At 70.8% G+C, this 15,890-nt stretch carries 14 protein-coding genes; 2 read left to right on the top strand and 12 right to left on the bottom strand.

Translation table 11 applies throughout. The features are described 5' to 3' along the window. Positions 1-14 precede the first annotated feature (14 nt). Positions 15-833 (top strand): 6-phosphogluconolactonase, encoded by an 819-nt coding sequence (gene pgl / locus ASC54_RS11280; RefSeq protein WP_055861281.1) that lies wholly within the window; start codon positions 15-17, stop codon positions 831-833. Positions 834-939: 106 nt separating this feature from the next. Here pgl and ASC54_RS11275 read toward each other — a convergent pair whose 3' ends face one another. The 12 genes from ASC54_RS11275 to coaE all read right to left on the bottom strand — a co-directional run bounded on the left by ASC54_RS11275 (position 940) and on the right by coaE (position 15,120). Beyond that, positions 940-1,299, bottom strand: a complete 360-nt coding sequence (locus ASC54_RS11275) for an RNA polymerase-binding protein RbpA (protein ID WP_055861278.1) — start codon at positions 1,297-1,299, stop codon at positions 940-942. A gap of 12 nt (positions 1,300-1,311) precedes the next feature. After that, entirely contained in the window at positions 1,312-1,560 is a 249-nt protein-coding gene (secG, locus tag ASC54_RS11270) for a preprotein translocase subunit SecG (RefSeq protein ID WP_055861275.1), read from the bottom strand. 66 nt (positions 1,561-1,626) lie between these two features. Further along, the gene (tpiA, locus tag ASC54_RS11265; RefSeq protein ID WP_055899099.1) at positions 1,627-2,418 is read right to left on the bottom strand and encodes a triose-phosphate isomerase; all 792 of its coding nucleotides are present in this window, start codon (positions 2,416-2,418) and stop codon (positions 1,627-1,629) included. Beyond that, the gene (pgk, locus tag ASC54_RS11260) at positions 2,409-3,623 is read right to left on the bottom strand and encodes a phosphoglycerate kinase (RefSeq protein WP_055899096.1); all 1,215 of its coding nucleotides are present in this window, start codon (positions 3,621-3,623) and stop codon (positions 2,409-2,411) included. The genes tpiA and pgk overlap by 10 nt, the downstream gene beginning before the upstream one ends. Positions 3,624-3,644: 21 nt before the next feature. Then, the gene (gene gap / locus ASC54_RS11255; protein WP_055899093.1) at positions 3,645-4,655 is read right to left on the bottom strand and encodes a type I glyceraldehyde-3-phosphate dehydrogenase; all 1,011 of its coding nucleotides are present in this window, start codon (positions 4,653-4,655) and stop codon (positions 3,645-3,647) included. A 126-nt stretch (positions 4,656-4,781) separates the two neighbouring features. Next, positions 4,782-5,408, bottom strand: a complete 627-nt coding sequence (locus ASC54_RS11250; protein ID WP_055899090.1) for a superoxide dismutase — start codon at positions 5,406-5,408, stop codon at positions 4,782-4,784. A 143-nt stretch (positions 5,409-5,551) separates the two neighbouring features. Beyond that, positions 5,552-6,529: a DNA-binding protein WhiA gene (gene whiA, locus ASC54_RS11245; protein ID WP_055861261.1), complete on the bottom strand. Its 978-nt coding sequence runs from the start codon at positions 6,527-6,529 to the stop codon at positions 5,552-5,554. A 58-nt stretch (positions 6,530-6,587) separates the two neighbouring features. Continuing rightward, positions 6,588-7,460 carry an RNase adapter RapZ gene (gene rapZ / locus ASC54_RS11240; RefSeq protein ID WP_055861258.1) on the bottom strand — a complete coding sequence of 291 codons (873 nt, stop codon included), beginning with the start codon at positions 7,458-7,460 and terminating at the stop codon, positions 6,588-6,590. Beyond that, a complete protein-coding gene (gene uvrC, locus ASC54_RS11235; protein ID WP_055861255.1) occupies positions 7,457-9,454 on the bottom strand; it encodes an excinuclease ABC subunit UvrC in 1,998 nt (665 codons plus the stop codon). Before uvrC ends, rapZ begins: the two co-directional genes overlap by 4 nt. Before the next feature lie 14 nt (positions 9,455-9,468). Further along, on the bottom strand, positions 9,469-12,363 hold the full coding sequence (gene uvrA, locus ASC54_RS11230; protein WP_055899087.1) for an excinuclease ABC subunit UvrA: 2,895 nt from the start codon (positions 12,361-12,363) through the stop codon (positions 9,469-9,471). A gap of 54 nt (positions 12,364-12,417) precedes the next feature. Continuing rightward, positions 12,418-14,490, bottom strand: coding sequence for an excinuclease ABC subunit UvrB (gene uvrB / locus ASC54_RS11225; RefSeq protein ID WP_055899084.1), 2,073 nt, complete (start codon positions 14,488-14,490; stop codon positions 12,418-12,420). Between the two features lie 9 nt (positions 14,491-14,499). After that, on the bottom strand, positions 14,500-15,120 hold the full coding sequence (gene coaE, locus ASC54_RS11220) for a dephospho-CoA kinase (RefSeq protein ID WP_055899081.1): 621 nt from the start codon (positions 15,118-15,120) through the stop codon (positions 14,500-14,502). Between the two features lie 72 nt (positions 15,121-15,192). On the opposite strand from coaE, the gene ASC54_RS11215 reads away from it, so the two are divergent. After that, positions 15,193-15,789 (top strand): DUF4126 domain-containing protein, encoded by a 597-nt coding sequence (locus ASC54_RS11215; RefSeq protein ID WP_055899078.1) that lies wholly within the window; start codon positions 15,193-15,195, stop codon positions 15,787-15,789. Positions 15,790-15,890 lie beyond the last annotated feature (101 nt).

The following is a 15,890-nucleotide window of genomic DNA, read 5'->3' as shown; positions in this document are numbered from 1 at the left end:
CCCGAAAGGCTCTCGTGACCACCGACCGCCGAGTCCTCGTCCACCCCGACAAGGCCGCCCTCGCCGCCTCCGTCGCCGCCCGCTTCCTCACGAAGGTCATCGACCTGATCGAGGACGAGGGCGAGGCGCACATCGTGCTGACCGGCGGCTCGGTCGGCATCGGAGTGCTCGCCGCGATCGCGGACTCCCCCGCGCGCAATAGCATCGACTGGTCGCGCGTGCACGTGTGGTGGGGCGACGAGCGCTGGCTGCCGCGCGGCGACGACGAGCGCAACGAGAAGCAGGCGCGGGAGGCGCTGCTCGACCACGTTCCCGTCGACGAGGCGAAAGTGCACCCCTTCCCCGCGAGCGACGCCGGGCTCACGCTCGAGGAGGCCGCGGCCGCCTACGAGGCCGAGCTGCGCGCCGCCGCGCGCGAGGGCGAGGACCACCCCGTGTTCGCGATCACCTTCCTCGGCGTCGGCCCCGACGGCCACATCGCCTCGCTCTTTCCCGAGCGCGACGGACCGACGGTCGCGACGGCCGGAGTGATCGCCGTCCGCGACTCCCCCAAGCCGCCGCCGGAGCGACTGAGCCTCACCCTGCCCCTCCTCAACAGCTCGGAGCGGATCTGGCTCGTCCTCGCCGGCGCAGACAAGGCTCCGGCCCTCGGTCTCGCGCTCGCGGGCGCCTCGCCCTCCGACGTCCCCGTCGCGGGCGTCCTCGGCCGCAAGCGCACCGTGTTCTTCATCGACGAGGCCGCCTCCGCTGAGGTGCCCGAGTCGCTCGTCATGCCCACCTCCTACTGGACGGGCGCGATGGACCAGAAGGACTGGATGCCCGGCGGCAGCTGAGCCTCCTCGAGCCATCCGTCCCGTCTCCCGGAGCGGGGGCGGAATGCGGGAAGGGCCCCGACGATCCGTCGGGGCCCTTCCCGGTGGAACGGGATTCGGGTCGGCGTCAGGCCGAGGTGCCGCGGCGCTCGCGCAGCTTCGTGAGGGCATCCTCGAGGATCTGCTTCGCCTCGTCCTCGCTGCGGCGCTCCTTCACGTAGGCGAGGTGCGTCTTGTACGGCTCGTTCTTCGCGAGCTGCGGCGGGTTGTCCTTGTCGCGACCGGCGGGCAGCCCCGAGGTCGGCGAGTCGATGACCTCGGGGATCTCCTCCTCCGGGAGATTCGCCGCGAAGTGGCGGACGGTCTCGTTGCCGTGAGCGTCCCAGTACGAGACCGCGATGCGGTCGGCGTGGACCCCGCGGTCCTGCTCGCCCATCGGGCCGGACCCGACGCGGGACCCGCGGATGGCGCTGCCTCCGGAAACCATGGTGCTCCTGCCCTAGACCGCGTCGAAGCGCGTGATGAGACCGAGGATCACGATCGAGGTCACCCAGGTGAGGGCGAGGATGATCGTGATGCGGTTGAGGTTGCGCTCGGCGACGCCGGACGCGCCGAGGTTGGACGTGACGCCGCCGCCGAACATGTCAGAGAGCCCGCCGCCGCGACCGCGGTGGAGGAGGATCATGAGCGTCAGCAGAAGGCTCGTGATGCCCAGGATGACCTGGAGCACGACCTGAAGGATTTCCACGGGATAGGGGCCTCTCGGGGTGTAGAACAGCGTCCCACTCTAACGCACCGGCAGGGGCCGGTCGGGTCACACGGTGCCGACGTGCTGACGGAACCTCGCGATGGCCGCGAACTCGTCGACGTCGAGGCTCGCGCCCCCGACGAGGGCGCCGTCGACGTCCTTCTGGTTCATGAACCCGGCGATGTTGCCCGACTTCACGCTGCCGCCGTAGAGGATGCGCGTGCGCGCGGCCGCGTCCTCCCCGAGCACCTCGGCGATCGTGGCGCGCAGGGCCGCGCAGACCTGCTGCGCCTGCTCGGGCGTCGCCGCCTGGCCGGAGCCGATGGCCCAGACGGGCTCATAGGCGACGACGATGTCGGCGTCGGCCTCGAGCGCGTCGAGCACGACGCGGAGCTGCGCGACCGGCACCGCGGAGGGCCCGTGGGCCTCGAGGTCCTCGGCGGTCTCGCCCACGCACACGACGGGCGCGACGCCGTGGCGCAGCGCCGCGACGGTCTTCTGCGCGACGACCTGGTCGTCCTCATGGTGGTACTGACGGCGCTCGGAGTGGCCGATGATGACGTAGCGGCAGGCGAGCGCCGAGAGGAACGCCCCCGAGATCTCGCCCGTGTAGGCGCCGCTGTCGTGGATCGAGACGTCCTGCGCGCCGTGCGCGAGCTCGAGCTTGTCGGCCGCGATGAGGGTCTGGACGCTGCGGAGGTCGGTGAACGGCGGGAAGACCGCGACCTCGACGTCGCCGAACGCGTGCTTCGCGTCCTTGAGCGCCCAGGCGAGCTTCTGCACGAACGCGATCGACTGCAGGTGGTCGAGGTTCATCTTCCAGTTGCCCGCGATGAGCGGGGTGCGGGCTACGCCCATCCGAGGACCTCCAGTCCGGGGAGCTTCTTTCCCTCGAGGAACTCGAGGCTGGCGCCGCCTCCGGTGGAGACGTGACCGAACTGCGCGTCGGTGAAGCCGAGGGCGCGCACGGCCGCGGCCGAGTCGCCTCCCCCGACGACGCCGAGGCCGGGGACGCGCGTGAGCGCCTCGGCGACCGCGCGGGTTCCGCCGGCGAAGGCGGGGAACTCGAACACGCCCATCGGGCCGTTCCAGAACACGGTGGCCGACGACGCCACGAGCTCCGCGAAGCGAGCCGCGGTCTCGGGGCCGATGTCGAGGCCGATGCCGGATGCCCCGGCCGGCCCCGTCTCGATCGCGTCGGCCGCGAGAACGGCGTGGTCGGCATCCGCGGCGAAGCGCTCGGCGACGACGACGTCGGTCGGCAGCACGATCTCGACGCCGCGCTCCTGGGCCTCGGCGAGGTACCCGCGGACGGTGTCGAGCTGGTCCTCCTCGAGCAGGCTCGCCCCGACCTCGTGACCCTGGGCCTTGAGGAAGGTGAAGAGCATGCCGCCGCCGATGAGGAGGCGGTCCACGCGGGGAAGGAGGTGGGCGATGACGCCGAGCTTGTCGCTCACCTTCGAGCCGCCGAGGACGACCGTGTAGGGGCGCTCGGGGCGCTCGGTGAGGCGGTCGAGGACGTCGGTCTCGGTCGAGATCAGCGAGCCGGCCGCGCTGGGCAGCAGCTGCGCGAGCTCGTACACGCTCGCCTGCTTGCGATGCACCACGCCGAAGCCGTCGGAGACCATCGCGTCGCCGAAGCGCGCGAGGCGCTCGGCGAAGGCACGTCGCTCGTCCGCGTCCTTGCTCGTCTCGCCCGGGTTGAAGCGCAGGTTCTCGAGCACCGCCACGCCGCCGTTCTCGAGGGCGGCGACCGTGCTCTCCGCGCCGTCGCCGACGGTGTCGTCGGCGACGGCGACGGCAGCGCCGAGGAGCTCGCTCAGCCGCTGGGCGACCGGCGCGAGGCTGTACTGCGGGTCCGGTGCGCCGTCCGGGCGACCGAGGTGCGAGACGATGACGACCCGGGCGCCCCGATGGACGAGGGCGTTGATCGTCGGGAGCGAGGCGCGGATGCGACCGTCGTCCGTGACGACGCCGTCCTTCAGCGGGACGTTGAGGTCGCAGCGCAGGATGACGCGCTTCCCGGCGAGCTCGCCGAGGGACTCGATGGTTCTCAGTGCCACGGGGAGGACGCCCTTCCGGAACTAGAGGCGCTCGGCGACGTACTCGGTGAGGTCGACGAGACGGTTGGAGTAGCCCCACTCGTTGTCGTACCAGGCCGAGACCTTGACGAGGTTGCCGCTGACGTTGGTCAGGCCCGAGTCGAAGATCGACGAGTGGGCGTTGAGCTGGATGTCGCTCGACACGATCGGGTCGGCGGTGTACTGCAGGTAGCCGGCGAGGCGGCCCTCCGACGCGGCGGCCTGGTAGGCCGCGTTGATCTGGTCGACCGTGAGGCCCTCGGTCGGGGTGATGATCGTGAGGTCGACGATCGACCCGGTGGGGACGGGCACGCGGTACGACGAGCCGCTGAGCTTGCCGTTGAGCTCGGGCAGGACGAGGCCGATGGCCTTCGCCGCTCCGGTCGAGGCGGGAACGATGTTGATCGCGGCCGCGCGAGCGCGGCGCAGGTCGCTGTGCGGGCCGTCCTGGAGGTTCTGGTCGGCCGTGTAGGCGTGCGCCGTCATCATGAAGCCGCGCTCGATGCCGAAGGCGTCGTTGAAGACCTTGGCGAGCGGCGCGAGGCAGTTCGTGGTGCACGAGGCGTTGGAGATGATGACGTCGGTGGCGGGGTCGTACGACTCCTCGTTGACGCCCATCACGATCGTGGCGTCGTCTCCCGTGGCGGGCGCCGAGATCAGGACCTTCTTGGCGCCGCCGGCGATGTGCTTCTTCGCGTCCTCCGCCTTGGTGAAGCGGCCGGTCGACTCGATGACGATGTCGACGTCCAGGTCGCCCCAGGGCAGGTTCGCGGGCTCGCGCTCGGCGAACACGCGGATGCGCTTGCCGCCGACGGTGATCGAGTCGCCGTCGTGCGAGACGTCGTGCGCGAGCGGGCCGCCGACGGAGTCGTACTTCAGGAGGTGCGCGAGCGCCGCGTTGTCGGTCAGGTCGTTGACCGCCACGATCTCGAGGTCGCTGCCCTGGGCCAGCGCGGCCCGGAGGTAGTTGCGACCAATGCGGCCGAAGCCGTTGATTCCGATCTTCACGCTCACTGCAGACTCCTGGTGTTTCGGTCGGCGCAGAGCGCGCCGGAGGGTGGTGGTGGGGTGGCGGCTCGAGGGTGGTGGCTCGAGGTGGTGAGGGGTGGCCGGGGCGCGTGGCCCCGGCCACGGGACCCGTTACGACAGTAGCAGGAGGGCGTCCGTGCCCGAGCGGGCGGCCTGGAAGCGCTCGGCCACGTTCTTCCAGTTCACGATGTTCCAGAACGCCTTCACGTAGTCGGCCTTGACGTTGACGTAGTCGAGGTAGAAGGCGTGCTCCCACATGTCGAGCTGCAGCAGCGGGACGGTCGCCTGCGCGGTGTTGCCCTGCTGGTCGAAGAGCTGCTGGATGACCAGGCTGCGCCCGATCGGGTCCCACGACAGCACGCCCCAGCCGGAGCCCTGGATGCCCATCGAGGCGGCGGTGAAGTGCGCCACGAACTTGTCGAACGAGCCGAAGAACTCGTCGATCGCCGAGGCGAGCTCGCCCTCGGGCTTGTCGCCGCCCTCGGGCGAGAGGTTCGTCCAGAAGATCGAGTGGTTCACGTGGCCGCCCAGGTGGAACGCGAGGTCCTTCTCGAGGCGGTTGATGTTGGCGAAATCGCCGGACTCGCGAGCCTCGGCCATCTTCTCCAGAGCGGTGTTCGCGCCGGTCACGTAGGCGGCGTGGTGCTTGGAGTGGTGGAGCTCCATGATGCGGGCGCTGATGTGCGGCTCGAGCGCGGCGTAGTCGTACGGAAGGTCGGGAAGGCTGTAAACGGACATCACGTGCTTTCTTCTCGCAGATGGTCCGAGACCGCGGTGGCGGCGGCCCCGCTGACGGCTGTCAGTCTACTGACGGCAACCGTTCAGGCCCCGGGCCTCTTCCCGATGCGCACCGGACGTTCAGTCTTCGTGCGAGCGCGGACTCAGTCGTCGTCCTCGCTCGGGAGGTCGGCATCCGTCCCGGGCACGCCGAGCTGCTCGGCGCGCTTGTCGGCCATCGCGAGAAGGCGACGGATGCGCCCGGCGACGGCATCCTTCGTCATGGGCGGGTCGGCGTGGTGGCCCAGCTCGTCGAGGCTCGCGTCGCGGTGATCGAGGCGCAGCTGGCCTGCGTACCGCAGGTGCTCGGGGATGTCGTCGCCGAGGATCTCCATGGCCCGGGCGACGCGCGCGCAGGCCGCGACGGCCGCCTGGGCCGAGCGGCGGAGGTTGGCGTCGTCGAAGTTGACCAGGCGGTTCGCGGTCGCCCGCACCTCCCGGCGCTGGCGGAGCTCCTCCCACTCGGAGACCGTCTGCGCCGCCCCCATGAGCCGGAGCATCTGGCTGATCTTCTCGCCGTCGCGGATCACGACGCGGTGGACGCCGCGCACCTCGCGGGCTTTCGCGGGAACCCCCAGGCGGCCGGCGGCACCGACGAGGGCCATCGCCGACTCGTTGCCCGGGCAGGTGATCTCCAGCGACGCCGAGCGTCCCGGATCGGTGAGCGAGCCGTGCGCGAGGAAGGCGCCGCGCCAGACGGCCGCCAGCTCGTCCTTCGACCCGGTGGTGAGCTTGTTGGGCAGTCCGCGGACGGGCCGACGCCGGGCATCCAGCAGGCCCGTCTGGCGGGCGAGCGTCTCGCCGCCGTCGACGACCCGCACGACGTAGGTGGGGGTGCGGCGGATCCCGCCGGGCGACATCATCGCGGCGTCGCTGCGCATCCCGTAGAGCTCGGCGAGGTCGCGGCGCACGCGCCGGGCGATCGTCGGAGCGTCGAGCTCGACCTCGACCGCGACGCGGCCGGAGATGAGGTGCAGCCCGCCGGCGAAGCGGAGGATGGTCGCGAGCTCCGCGGCGCGCACCGTGGTCTTGGTGACCGCCAGCTGTGCGAGTTCCTCTTTCACATCGGCGGTCAGTGCCACGGGTCGTCCTCTCGGTGAAGCGGGGGTGAGCAGCGCCCTCGTGGGGCGACAGTCGAGCCTACTCGCGTCCGAGGTCGCGATGCTTCACGGCGACCGCGACCCCGGGCATCCCCCGCAGGTGCGCGGCGACGTCCTCCACGATCGCGACCGAGCGGTGCTTGCCGCCGGTGCAGCCGATCGCGATCGTCGCTGTGCGCTTGTTCTCCCGGGCGTAGCCGCGCAGCACGGTCTGCAGCACGGCCACGTAGCGATCGACGAACTCGCGCGCGCCGTCCTGCGCCAGCACGAACTCGCTCACCCGATCGTCGACCCCGGTGAGGGAGCGCAGCGACTCCTCCCAGAAGGGGTTCGGCAGGAATCGCGCGTCGGCGACCATGTCGGCGTCGCTCGGCAGGCCGTACTTGAAGCCGAAGCTCTCGAGGGTGACGCGGACGGTCGACGCCCCGTCGGGCGAGAAGATCTCCGACACCGTCGTGGCGAGCTGGTGGATGTTGAACTCGCTCGTGTCGATGATGATGTCGCTGAGCTCGCGCACCTCGCGCATCCGCTCGCGCTCGCGGCCGATGCCATCGAGAAGCGTGCCGTCCTCCTGCAGCGGGTGCGGGCGCCGCACCTGCTCGAAGCGCCGGACGAGGGCGGCGTCGGTCGCCTCGAGGAAGAGGACGCGCACCGTGGCGCGGTCGCGCAGCTCCTCCACGATCATGCGCAGGTCGGCGAAGAGCCGGCCGCCGCGGACGTCGACGACGGCCGCCATCTTGGGCAGATGGTTGCCGGGATGCACGGCGAGGTCCACGAGCGGGCGCAGCATCTGCGGCGGGAGGTTGTCGACGACGTACCAGCCCAGGTCTTCGAGGGCGTTGGCGACGGTCGATCGGCCCGCACCGGACATCCCGGTGACGATCACCACATCGTGGGCGGGGCGTTCGGTCATTCGTGTGGCCTCACAGCGCTCGAGTCGGGTGCCTTCAGCTTAGCCGCGGGCGTGCCGACCGCTCGCTGCACGGCCTCGGCGGTCCTGCGGCCGATCCCGTCGATCGCCATGAGCTCCTCGAGGGTCGCCGAGCGCAGTCGCGCGACCGAGCCGAAGCGCGAGAGCAGCTCGCGCACGCGCGCGGGCCCGAGGCCCGGCACGCTCGAGAGCTCGGTCGAGATCGACTGCTTGCGCTTGGTGCGCTGGTGCTTGAGGGCGAAGCGGTGGGCCTCGTCGCGGAGCCGCTGCAGCAGGAACAGCGCGTCGGAGGTCCGCGGGAGGATGACGGGGTAGTCGCTGTCGGGGAGCCAGATCTCCTCGAGGCGCTTGGCGATGCCGCACACGGCCAGATCGGTGATGCCCGCGTCGGCGATCGCGCGGGCGGCGGCCTGCACCTGCGGCTGGCCGCCGTCGATCACGAGCAGCCCCGGGCGGTAGTGGAACGACTTCCTCGCCCCCGCGGCGGGTGACGGCGGAGCGGTGGGCGCCGCGGCGAGGGAGTCCGGATCGGTGCTCGTGTCGGCCGGGACCTCGGCGCCGTCGGCCCCGGGCCGCAGGTAGGCGAGCCGGCGCGAGAGCACCTGGTACACGGCGTCGGTGTCGTCGCGCGCGCTCGCGATCGAGAACGAGCGGTACTGGTCCTTGCGCGGCAGGCCATCCTCGAAGACGACCATCGACGCCACCTGGTTGGTGCCGCCGAGGTGCGAGACATCGAAGCATTCCAGTCGCAGCGGCGCCTCGTCCAGCCCGAGGGCCTCCTGGATGTCCGCGAGGGCCTGCGAGCGCGCGGTGAAGTCGCCGCTGCGTCGCGTCCTGTACACCTGCAGGGCTCCGCGCGCGTTGGCCAGCGCCGTCTCGCTCAGCGCGGCCTTGTCGCCGCGACGAGCGGACCGCACGACGACGCTCCCGCGCTCCCCCGCCGCGCGTCGACGCTCGGTGAGCACCTGCTGGAGTGCGGCGGCGTCGTCGGGGACGGCCGGGACGAGGATCTCGCGGGCGGGCGGCTCGGCGCCGTCGTACGCGTTCTGCAGCACCGAGTCGACGAGCTCGGCGAGCGTCACATCGAGCTCGGTGTCGACCACCCAGCCCCGGACGCCGCGGATGCGGCCTCCTCGCACGATGAAGAGCTGCACGGCGGCGGCGAGCTCGTCGTAGGCGATCCCGAACACGTCGGCGTCGACGTCGTCCGCGAGCACGAGCGCGCTCTTCGACAGCGCCGTCTCGAGCGCCCCGATCTGGTCGCGGTACCGCGCCGCGGCCTCGTAGTCGAGCTCGGCGGCGGCGGCGGACATGCGGGCGCGGAGGTCGCGCACGTAGCTCGCGTCGTTGCCGGCCATGAAGGAGGCGAAGTCGAGCGCGAGCGACTTGTGCTCCTCCGGGCTGACCCGCCCGACGCAGGGCGCGGCGCACTTGCCGATGTCGCCGAGCAGGCACGGGCGGTTCCGGTCCTGCGCGCGCTTGTAGGTGCTCTCGGTGCACGAGCGCACCGGGAAGGCCTTGAGCATGATGTCGACCGTCTCGCGCACGGCCCAGACCTTCGTGTACGGGCCGAAGTAGCGGGCGCCGGGGATGCCTCGGGTGCGGGTGACCATCACGCGGGGCACGCGGTCGCCGAGCGTGATGGCGAGGTAGGGGTAGGTCTTGTCGTCGCGGAACTTGACGTTGAACGGCGGAGAGAACTCCTTGATCCAGGTGTATTCGAGCTCGAGCGCCTCGAGCTCGCTGCCGACGACCGTCCACTCGACCCCGCGAGCGGTGGTGACCATGCGCCGCGTGCGGTCGTGGAGGGCGTGGAGGGGCTGGAAGTAGTTGCTCACGCGCGAGCGCAGGTTCTTCGCCTTGCCGACGTAGAGCACGCGACCGGCTTCGTCGCGGAAGCGGTACACGCCGGGCTCGGTGGGGATCTCGCCCCGGCGCGGGCGCCAGGCCTCCCGGGTCTCGCTCGCGGTCGCCACGATCGTGCTGCGGCTCAGCCGGCCGCTCGGGCGGCGGGCAGGAGCTCGGCGAGGAAGTGGCCGGTGTGGCTGCCCTCGACGCGCGCGAGGTCCTCCGGCGTGCCGGTCGCGAGTACGGTGCCGCCCCCGGAGCCGCCCTCCGGGCCGAGGTCGATGAGCCAGTCGGCCGCGCGGATGACGTCGAGGTTATGCTCGATGACGACGACCGTGTTGCCCTTGTCGACGAGGCCGCCGAGCACGGCCAGCAGCTTCCGGACATCCTCGAAGTGAAGACCCGTGGTCGGCTCGTCGAGCACGTAGATGCTGCGCCCGTTGGAGCGCTTCTGCAGCTCGGTCGCGAGCTTGACGCGCTGCGCCTCGCCGCCGGAGAGCGTCGTCGCGCTCTGCCCGAGTCGCACGTAGCCCAGCCCGACGTCGACGAGAGTCTGGAGGAAGCGGTGGATCGCGGTGATCGGCGCGAAGAACTCCGCGGCCTCCTCGATCGGCATGTCGAGCACCTCGGCGATGTTCTTGCCCTTGTAGTGCACGGCGAGCGTGTCGCGGTTGTAGCGGTCGCCGCCGCAGACCTCGCACGCGACGTAGACGTCGGGGAGGAAGTTCATCTCGATCTTGATGGTGCCGTCGCCCGCGCAGTTCTCGCAGCGCCCGCCCTTGACGTTGAAGCTGAAGCGACCGGGGAGGTAGCCGCGCGACTTCGCCTCGACGGTCTCGGCGAAGAGCGCGCGGATCCGGTCGAAGACGCCCGTGTAGGTTGCGGGGTTGGACCGCGGCGTGCGCCCGATGGGTGCCTGGTCGACGTGGACGACCTTGTCGAGGTGCTCGAGCCCCGTGATGCGGGTGTGCTTGCCCGGCACCTGGCGGGCGCCATTGAGCTTGTTGGCGAGCACCTTGTAGAGGATGTCGTTGACGAGCGACGACTTCCCGGAGCCGCTCACGCCCGTGACGGCGACGAACACCCCGAGCGGGATGTCGACGGAGACGTTCTGGAGGTTGTTGGCGCGCGCACCCTCGATCGTCAGCCGGCGGCCCTGGTCGATCGCGCGGCGCGGGAGCGTCTCGACGACCTGGCGCCGACCGGCGAGGTAGTCGCCCGTGATCGACTCGCGGTTCGCGAGGAGCTCCGCGTACGAGCCGGAGTGCACGACGCGACCGCCGTGCTCCCCCGCGCCCGGACCGATGTCGACGACCCAGTCCGCGGTGCGGATCGTGTCCTCGTCGTGCTCGACGACGATGAGGGTGTTGCCGAGGTTCTTGAGCTTCACGAGCGTGTCGATGAGGCGGCGGTTGTCGCGCTGGTGCAACCCGATCGAGGGCTCGTCGAGCACGTACAGCACGCCCGTGAGCCCCGAGCCGATCTGCGTCGCGAGGCGGATGCGCTGCGCCTCGCCGCCCGAGAGCGTCCCGGCGGCGCGCGCCATGCTCAGGTAGCCGAGCCCGACCTCGAGCAGGAACTCCAGCCGCGCCCGGATCTCGCGGAGCACCGCCGCGGCGATCGACGCCTCGCGCTCGGTGAGGTGGATGCTCTGCATGAACTCGTACGCGTCGTGGATGCTCAGCTCGGCGACGGACGAGATCGAGCGGTCGTCCACGAGCACCGCGAGCACCTCGGGCTTGAGCCGCGCGCCCTCGCACTCCGGGCACGGCACCTCCCGGAGGTACTCGGCGAAGCGCTGCTGCGACCAGTCGCTCTCGGCCTCGGCGTACTTGCGCTCGATGTACGGGATGACGCCCTCGAAGCCCGTGGAGTACGTCACGTCGCGCCCGTAGCGGTTGCGCCACTTCACGCGCACCTCGAAGTCGTTGCCGTGGAGGATCGCCTGCTGCGTGCTCTCCTCCAGCTCGCCCCAGGGGGTGTCGAGCGAGAAGCCGAGGTCGCGCCCGAGGCCGGCGAGCAGCTTCTGGAAGTAGCTGTACAGACCCTTGCCCTGCTGGTTCCAGGGCAGGATGACGCCGTCGTTGAGAGTCAGACTCGGGTCGCCGACCAGGAGCTCCTCGTCGACCGCCATGCGGGTGCCGAGGCCCGAGCAGACGGGGCACGCGCCGAAGGGCGAGTTGAACGAGAACGTGCGCGGCTCGATCTCGGTGAGCTGGAGCGGGTGGCGGTTGGGGCACGACAGCTTCTCGCTGAAGGTGCGCGTGCGCGGGGGCGTGCCGGCCTCCTCGTCGACGAAGTCGATCGTGACGATCCCGTCGGTGAGCCCGAGCGCGGTCTCGAGCGAGTCGGTGAGGCGGGTCAGGATGTCCGCGCTCGCGACGAGCCGATCGACGACGACGGAGATGTCGTGCTTGTTCTGCTTCTTGAGCGTCGGCGGCTCGGAGAGCTGGATGAGCTCGCCGTCGACGACGGCGCGCGAGTAGCCGCTCGCCGCGAGCTCGGCGAAGAGGTCGACGAACTCGCCCTTCTTCTGGCTCACGACGGGGGCGAGGATCTGGAAGCGCCGCCCCTCGGGGAGCTCCATGAGCTCATCGGCGATCTGCTGGACGGTCTGGCGCTGGATCCGCTCGCCGCAGACCGGGCAGTGCGGGATACCGACGCGCGCCCAGAGCAGGCGCATGTAGTCGTAGATCTCGGTGATCGTGCCGACGGTGGAGCGCGGGTTGCGGTTGGTCGACTTCTGGTCGATCGACACCGCGGGGCTCAGCCCCTCGATGAAGTCGACGTCGGGCCGGTCGACCTGACCGAGGAACTGCCGCGCGTAGGCGGAGAGCGACTCGACGTAGCGCCGCTGGCCCTCGGCGAAGATCGTGTCGAAGGCGAGCGAGCTCTTGCCCGAGCCCGAGAGGCCCGTGAAGACGACGAGCGAGTCGCGCGGGATCACGAGGTCGACGTCGCGCAGATTGTGCACGCGCGCGCCGCGCACGCTCAGGTGCGAATGAAGGTCGAGAGGGGATGCCGGCACTCGCGTCATTCTAGGCGGCGCCTCCGACAGTCCTCCGTGCGCACCCGGTTCCGCAGTGCGCGCTCAGCGTACGTGGCCCGCCTCCACCATCTGCCGCAGCTCGCGCTTCATCTCCTGCACCTCGTCGCGCAGGCGCGCGGCGAGCTCGAACTTGAGCTCGGCGGCCGCCGTGAGCATCTGGGCCGTGAGGTCGCCGATGATCGCCTCGAGCTCGGTGGCCCCTTCGGCCGCCTTGCCCTCGCGGGGGCGGCGCGGCGTGGGCGCGGACTTCCCGCCGCCCCGACCGCGCTGGGCGAGCAGCTCGGCGGTGTCGGCGCCCTCGCGGGCGAGCTGGTCGGTGATGTCGGCGATCCTCTTGCGCAGCGGCGTCGGGTCGATGCCGTTGGCGAGGTTGTACGCGACCTGCTTCTCGCGGCGCCGCGTGGTCTCCTCGATCGCCTGGGCCATCGACGGCGTGACGACGTCGGCGTACATGTGCACAGAGCCGGAGACGTTGCGCGCGGCGCGCCCGATCGTCTGGATGAGCGAGGTCGCCGAGCGCAGGAAGCCCTCCTTGTCGGCGTCGAGGATGGCCACGAGCGAGACCTCCGGCAGGTCGAGGCCCTCACGGAGGAGGTTGATGCCGACGAGGACGTCGTAGACGCCCTGGCGCAGCTCGCTCAGCAGCTCGACGCGGCGCAGCGTGTCGACGTCGGAGTGCAGGTACCGCACGCGCACTCCGGCCTCCGTGAGGAAGTCGGTGAGCTCTTCCGCCATCTTCTTCGTCAGCGTCGTCACGAGGACGCGCTCGTCGCGCTCGACCCGCAGTCGGATCTGCTCGAGGAGGTCGTCGATCTGGCCCTTGCTGGGCTTGACGACGATCTCGGGGTCGACGAGGCCCGTCGGGCGGATGATCTGCTCGACGATCGAGTCGGTGATGCCGAGCTCGTACTTGCCCGGCGTCGCCGAGAGGTAGACCTTCTGCCCCGTCCGGTCGAGGAACTCCTCCCACCGCAGGGGTCGGTTGTCGAGCGCGCTCGGGAGGCGGAAGCCGTGCTCGACGAGCGTGCGCTTGCGCGAGGCGTCGCCCTCGTACATCGCGCCGATCTGCGGCACGGTGACGTGGCTCTCGTCGATGACGACGAGGAAGTCCTCCGGGAAGTAGTCGAGCAGGCAGTTGGGCGGCTCCCCCGGCTGGCGGCCGTCGATGTGCCTGGAGTAGTTCTCGATGCCGTTGCAGAACCCGATCTGCTCCATCATCTCGATGTCGTAGGTCGTGCGCATGCGCAGCCGCTGAGCCTCCAGGAGCTTGCCCTGCCGCTCGAGCTCGGCGAGTCGCAGCTCCAGCTCCTCCTTGATCGTGACGATCGCGCGCTGCATCGTGTCGGGTGACGCGGCGTAGTGCGTGGCGGGGAAGACGGAGACCGCGTCGAGGGTCTTCACGACGTCGCCCGTGAGCGGGTGGAGCGCGTAGAGCGCCTCGATCTCATCGCCGAACATCTCGATGCGGATCGCCAGCTCCTCGTACATCGGGATGATCTCGATCGTGTCGCCGCGCACGCGGAACTTGCCGCGCGAGAAGTCGATGTCGTTGCGCTGGTACTGCATGCCGACGAAGCGGCGGATCAGGGCATCCCTCGAGATGCGCTCACCCACCTGGAGGGCGACCATGGCGTCGAGGTACTCCTCCGCAGCGCCGAGGCCGTAGATGCACGACACCGTCGAGACGACGACGACGTCGCGGCGGCTCAGGAGCGAGTTCGTCGTCGAGTGGCGGAGGCGCTCGACCTCGGCGTTCACCGAGCTGTCCTTCTCGATGAAGGTGTCGGTCTGCGGGACGTACGCTTCGGGCTGGTAGTAGTCGTAGTACGAGACGAAGTACTCGACCGCGTTGTGCGGCAGCAGGTCTCGGAACTCGGTCGCGAGCTGCGCCGCGAGCGTCTTGTTGTGCGCGAGCACGAGAGTGGGGCGCTGCACCTGCTCGATGAGCCACGCGGTCGTCGCCGACTTGCCCGTTCCGGTGGCGCCGAGAAGCACGACATCGGTCTCGCCGGCGTTGATGCGGGCCGCGAGGTCGGCGATCGCCTGCGGCTGGTCGCCGCTCGGCGTGTAGTCGCTGACGACCTCGAAGGGGCGGACGGACCTCGTGGGCTGCATCCCTCCAGACTAGGAGGGACCACCGACAGCGCGCTGGGCGACCAGGCGCTCCCACACGGCGTCGACCTGCTCGAGCGTGGCGTCCAGCGTGCCGCTTGAATCGATGACGATATCCGCCATCGCGCGGCGCTCGGCGTCGGGGATCTGCGCCGCGACGCGGGCCTCGGCGGCCGCCCGGTCGAGGCCGCGCAGCCGGACGAGCCGCTCGACCCGGACGTCCGGCGGAGCGTCGACGACGACGACGAGTGCGAACTCATCCGCGGCGCGGGCCTCCGCGAGTAGCGGGACGTCGTACACGACGACGGCGTCCGGATCGGACGCGGCGATCGCCTCGACGCGCTCGCGGTACAGTCGCCGGACCTCTGGATGCACAATGGCGTTGAGGTCGCGCCGGTCGACCTCGCTCCCGAAGATGATGGCGCCCAGGGCCGTCCGATTGAGCGCGCCTTCCGCGTCGAGCACCGTCTCTCCGAAGCGCTGGACGACGGCGGAAAGCCCCGGCGTGCCGGGCGCGACCGCCTCGCGCGCCAGCCGATCGGCGTCCACGATGACCGCTCCCAGCTCCGCCAGTCGTGCCGCGACCGCCGACTTGCCCGCGGCGATGCCGCCCGTGAGCCCGATGACCTCCACCCCTCGAGCCTATCCCGCTGACGGCTTCGGCCCCGGCGAGTACCATGTGGCACACCGAGGAGGAGGCGAATCGTGCTCGAAGTCCTGACCGGCACCGGCCTGGCCGTCGCGGCCGGGCTCAACGCCTACATCCCCCTCCTGCTGCTCGGCCTGGCCGGGCGCTTCCTCGACGTCGTGACCCTGCCCGCCGGATGGACCTGGCTCGAGAACGAGTGGGTGCTCGGCGGCCTCGCCGTGCTGCTCGTGATCGAGGTCGTCGCCGACAAGGTCCCCGCCGTCGACTCGATCAACGACTGGCTGCAGACCATCATCCGGCCCGCGGCCGGCGGCATCGTCTTCGGCTCGGGAAGCGGAGCGCAGACCGTCGCGGTCAGCGACCCGAGCGAGTTCGTCGCCTCGCAGCAGTGGGTGCCCATCGCCGCGGGCGTCGTGATCGCCCTCATCGTCCACCTCGGCAAGATGGCGGCGCGGCCCGCCGCCAACGCGCTCACCGCGGGCGCGGCCGCCCCCGTGCTGTCGACAGCGGAGGACGTCGGGGCGGTGGGGCTCAGCATCCTCGCCCTGGTCGTGCCGGTGCTCGTCGTCGTCGCGCTGCTCGCCCTCGTCGTCGCGGTGCCGCTCCTCCTTGTGCGCGCCCGGCGTCGTCGTCTCTCCGTCGACCAGCTCTGAGCAGACCCGGCTCACGCCAGCGCGTCGTCACGGGAACCCGGAACGGGCCGCCCTCCCCGTCAGGGAGAGCGGCCCGCTCGCGATCGGGTCGATGAGACCCG

The sequence above is a fragment of the Yonghaparkia sp. Root332 genome, from assembly GCF_001425665.1.
Classification (GTDB): domain Bacteria; phylum Actinomycetota; class Actinomycetes; order Actinomycetales; family Microbacteriaceae; genus Microcella.
The sequence above is the reverse complement of the archived record's forward strand: the minus strand, read 5'-3'. Positions and strand labels throughout refer to the sequence as shown.

Coding starts and splice junctions, on each gene's coding strand:
- rapZ (WP_055861258.1), bottom strand. CDS start 7,460: ATGACCGAACGCCCCGCCCACGATGTGGTGATCGTCACCGGGATGTCC.
- uvrB (WP_055899084.1), bottom strand. CDS start 14,490: ATGCAGCCCACGAGGTCCGTCCGCCCCTTCGAGGTCGTCAGCGACTAC.
- uvrA (WP_055899087.1), bottom strand. CDS start 12,363: ATGACGCGAGTGCCGGCATCCCCTCTCGACCTTCATTCGCACCTGAGC.
- ASC54_RS11250 (WP_055899090.1), bottom strand. CDS start 5,408: ATGTCCGTTTACAGCCTTCCCGACCTTCCGTACGACTACGCCGCGCTC.
- tpiA (WP_055899099.1), bottom strand. CDS start 2,418: ATGGGCGTAGCCCGCACCCCGCTCATCGCGGGCAACTGGAAGATGAAC.
- ASC54_RS11275 (WP_055861278.1), bottom strand. CDS start 1,299: ATGGTTTCCGGAGGCAGCGCCATCCGCGGGTCCCGCGTCGGGTCCGGC.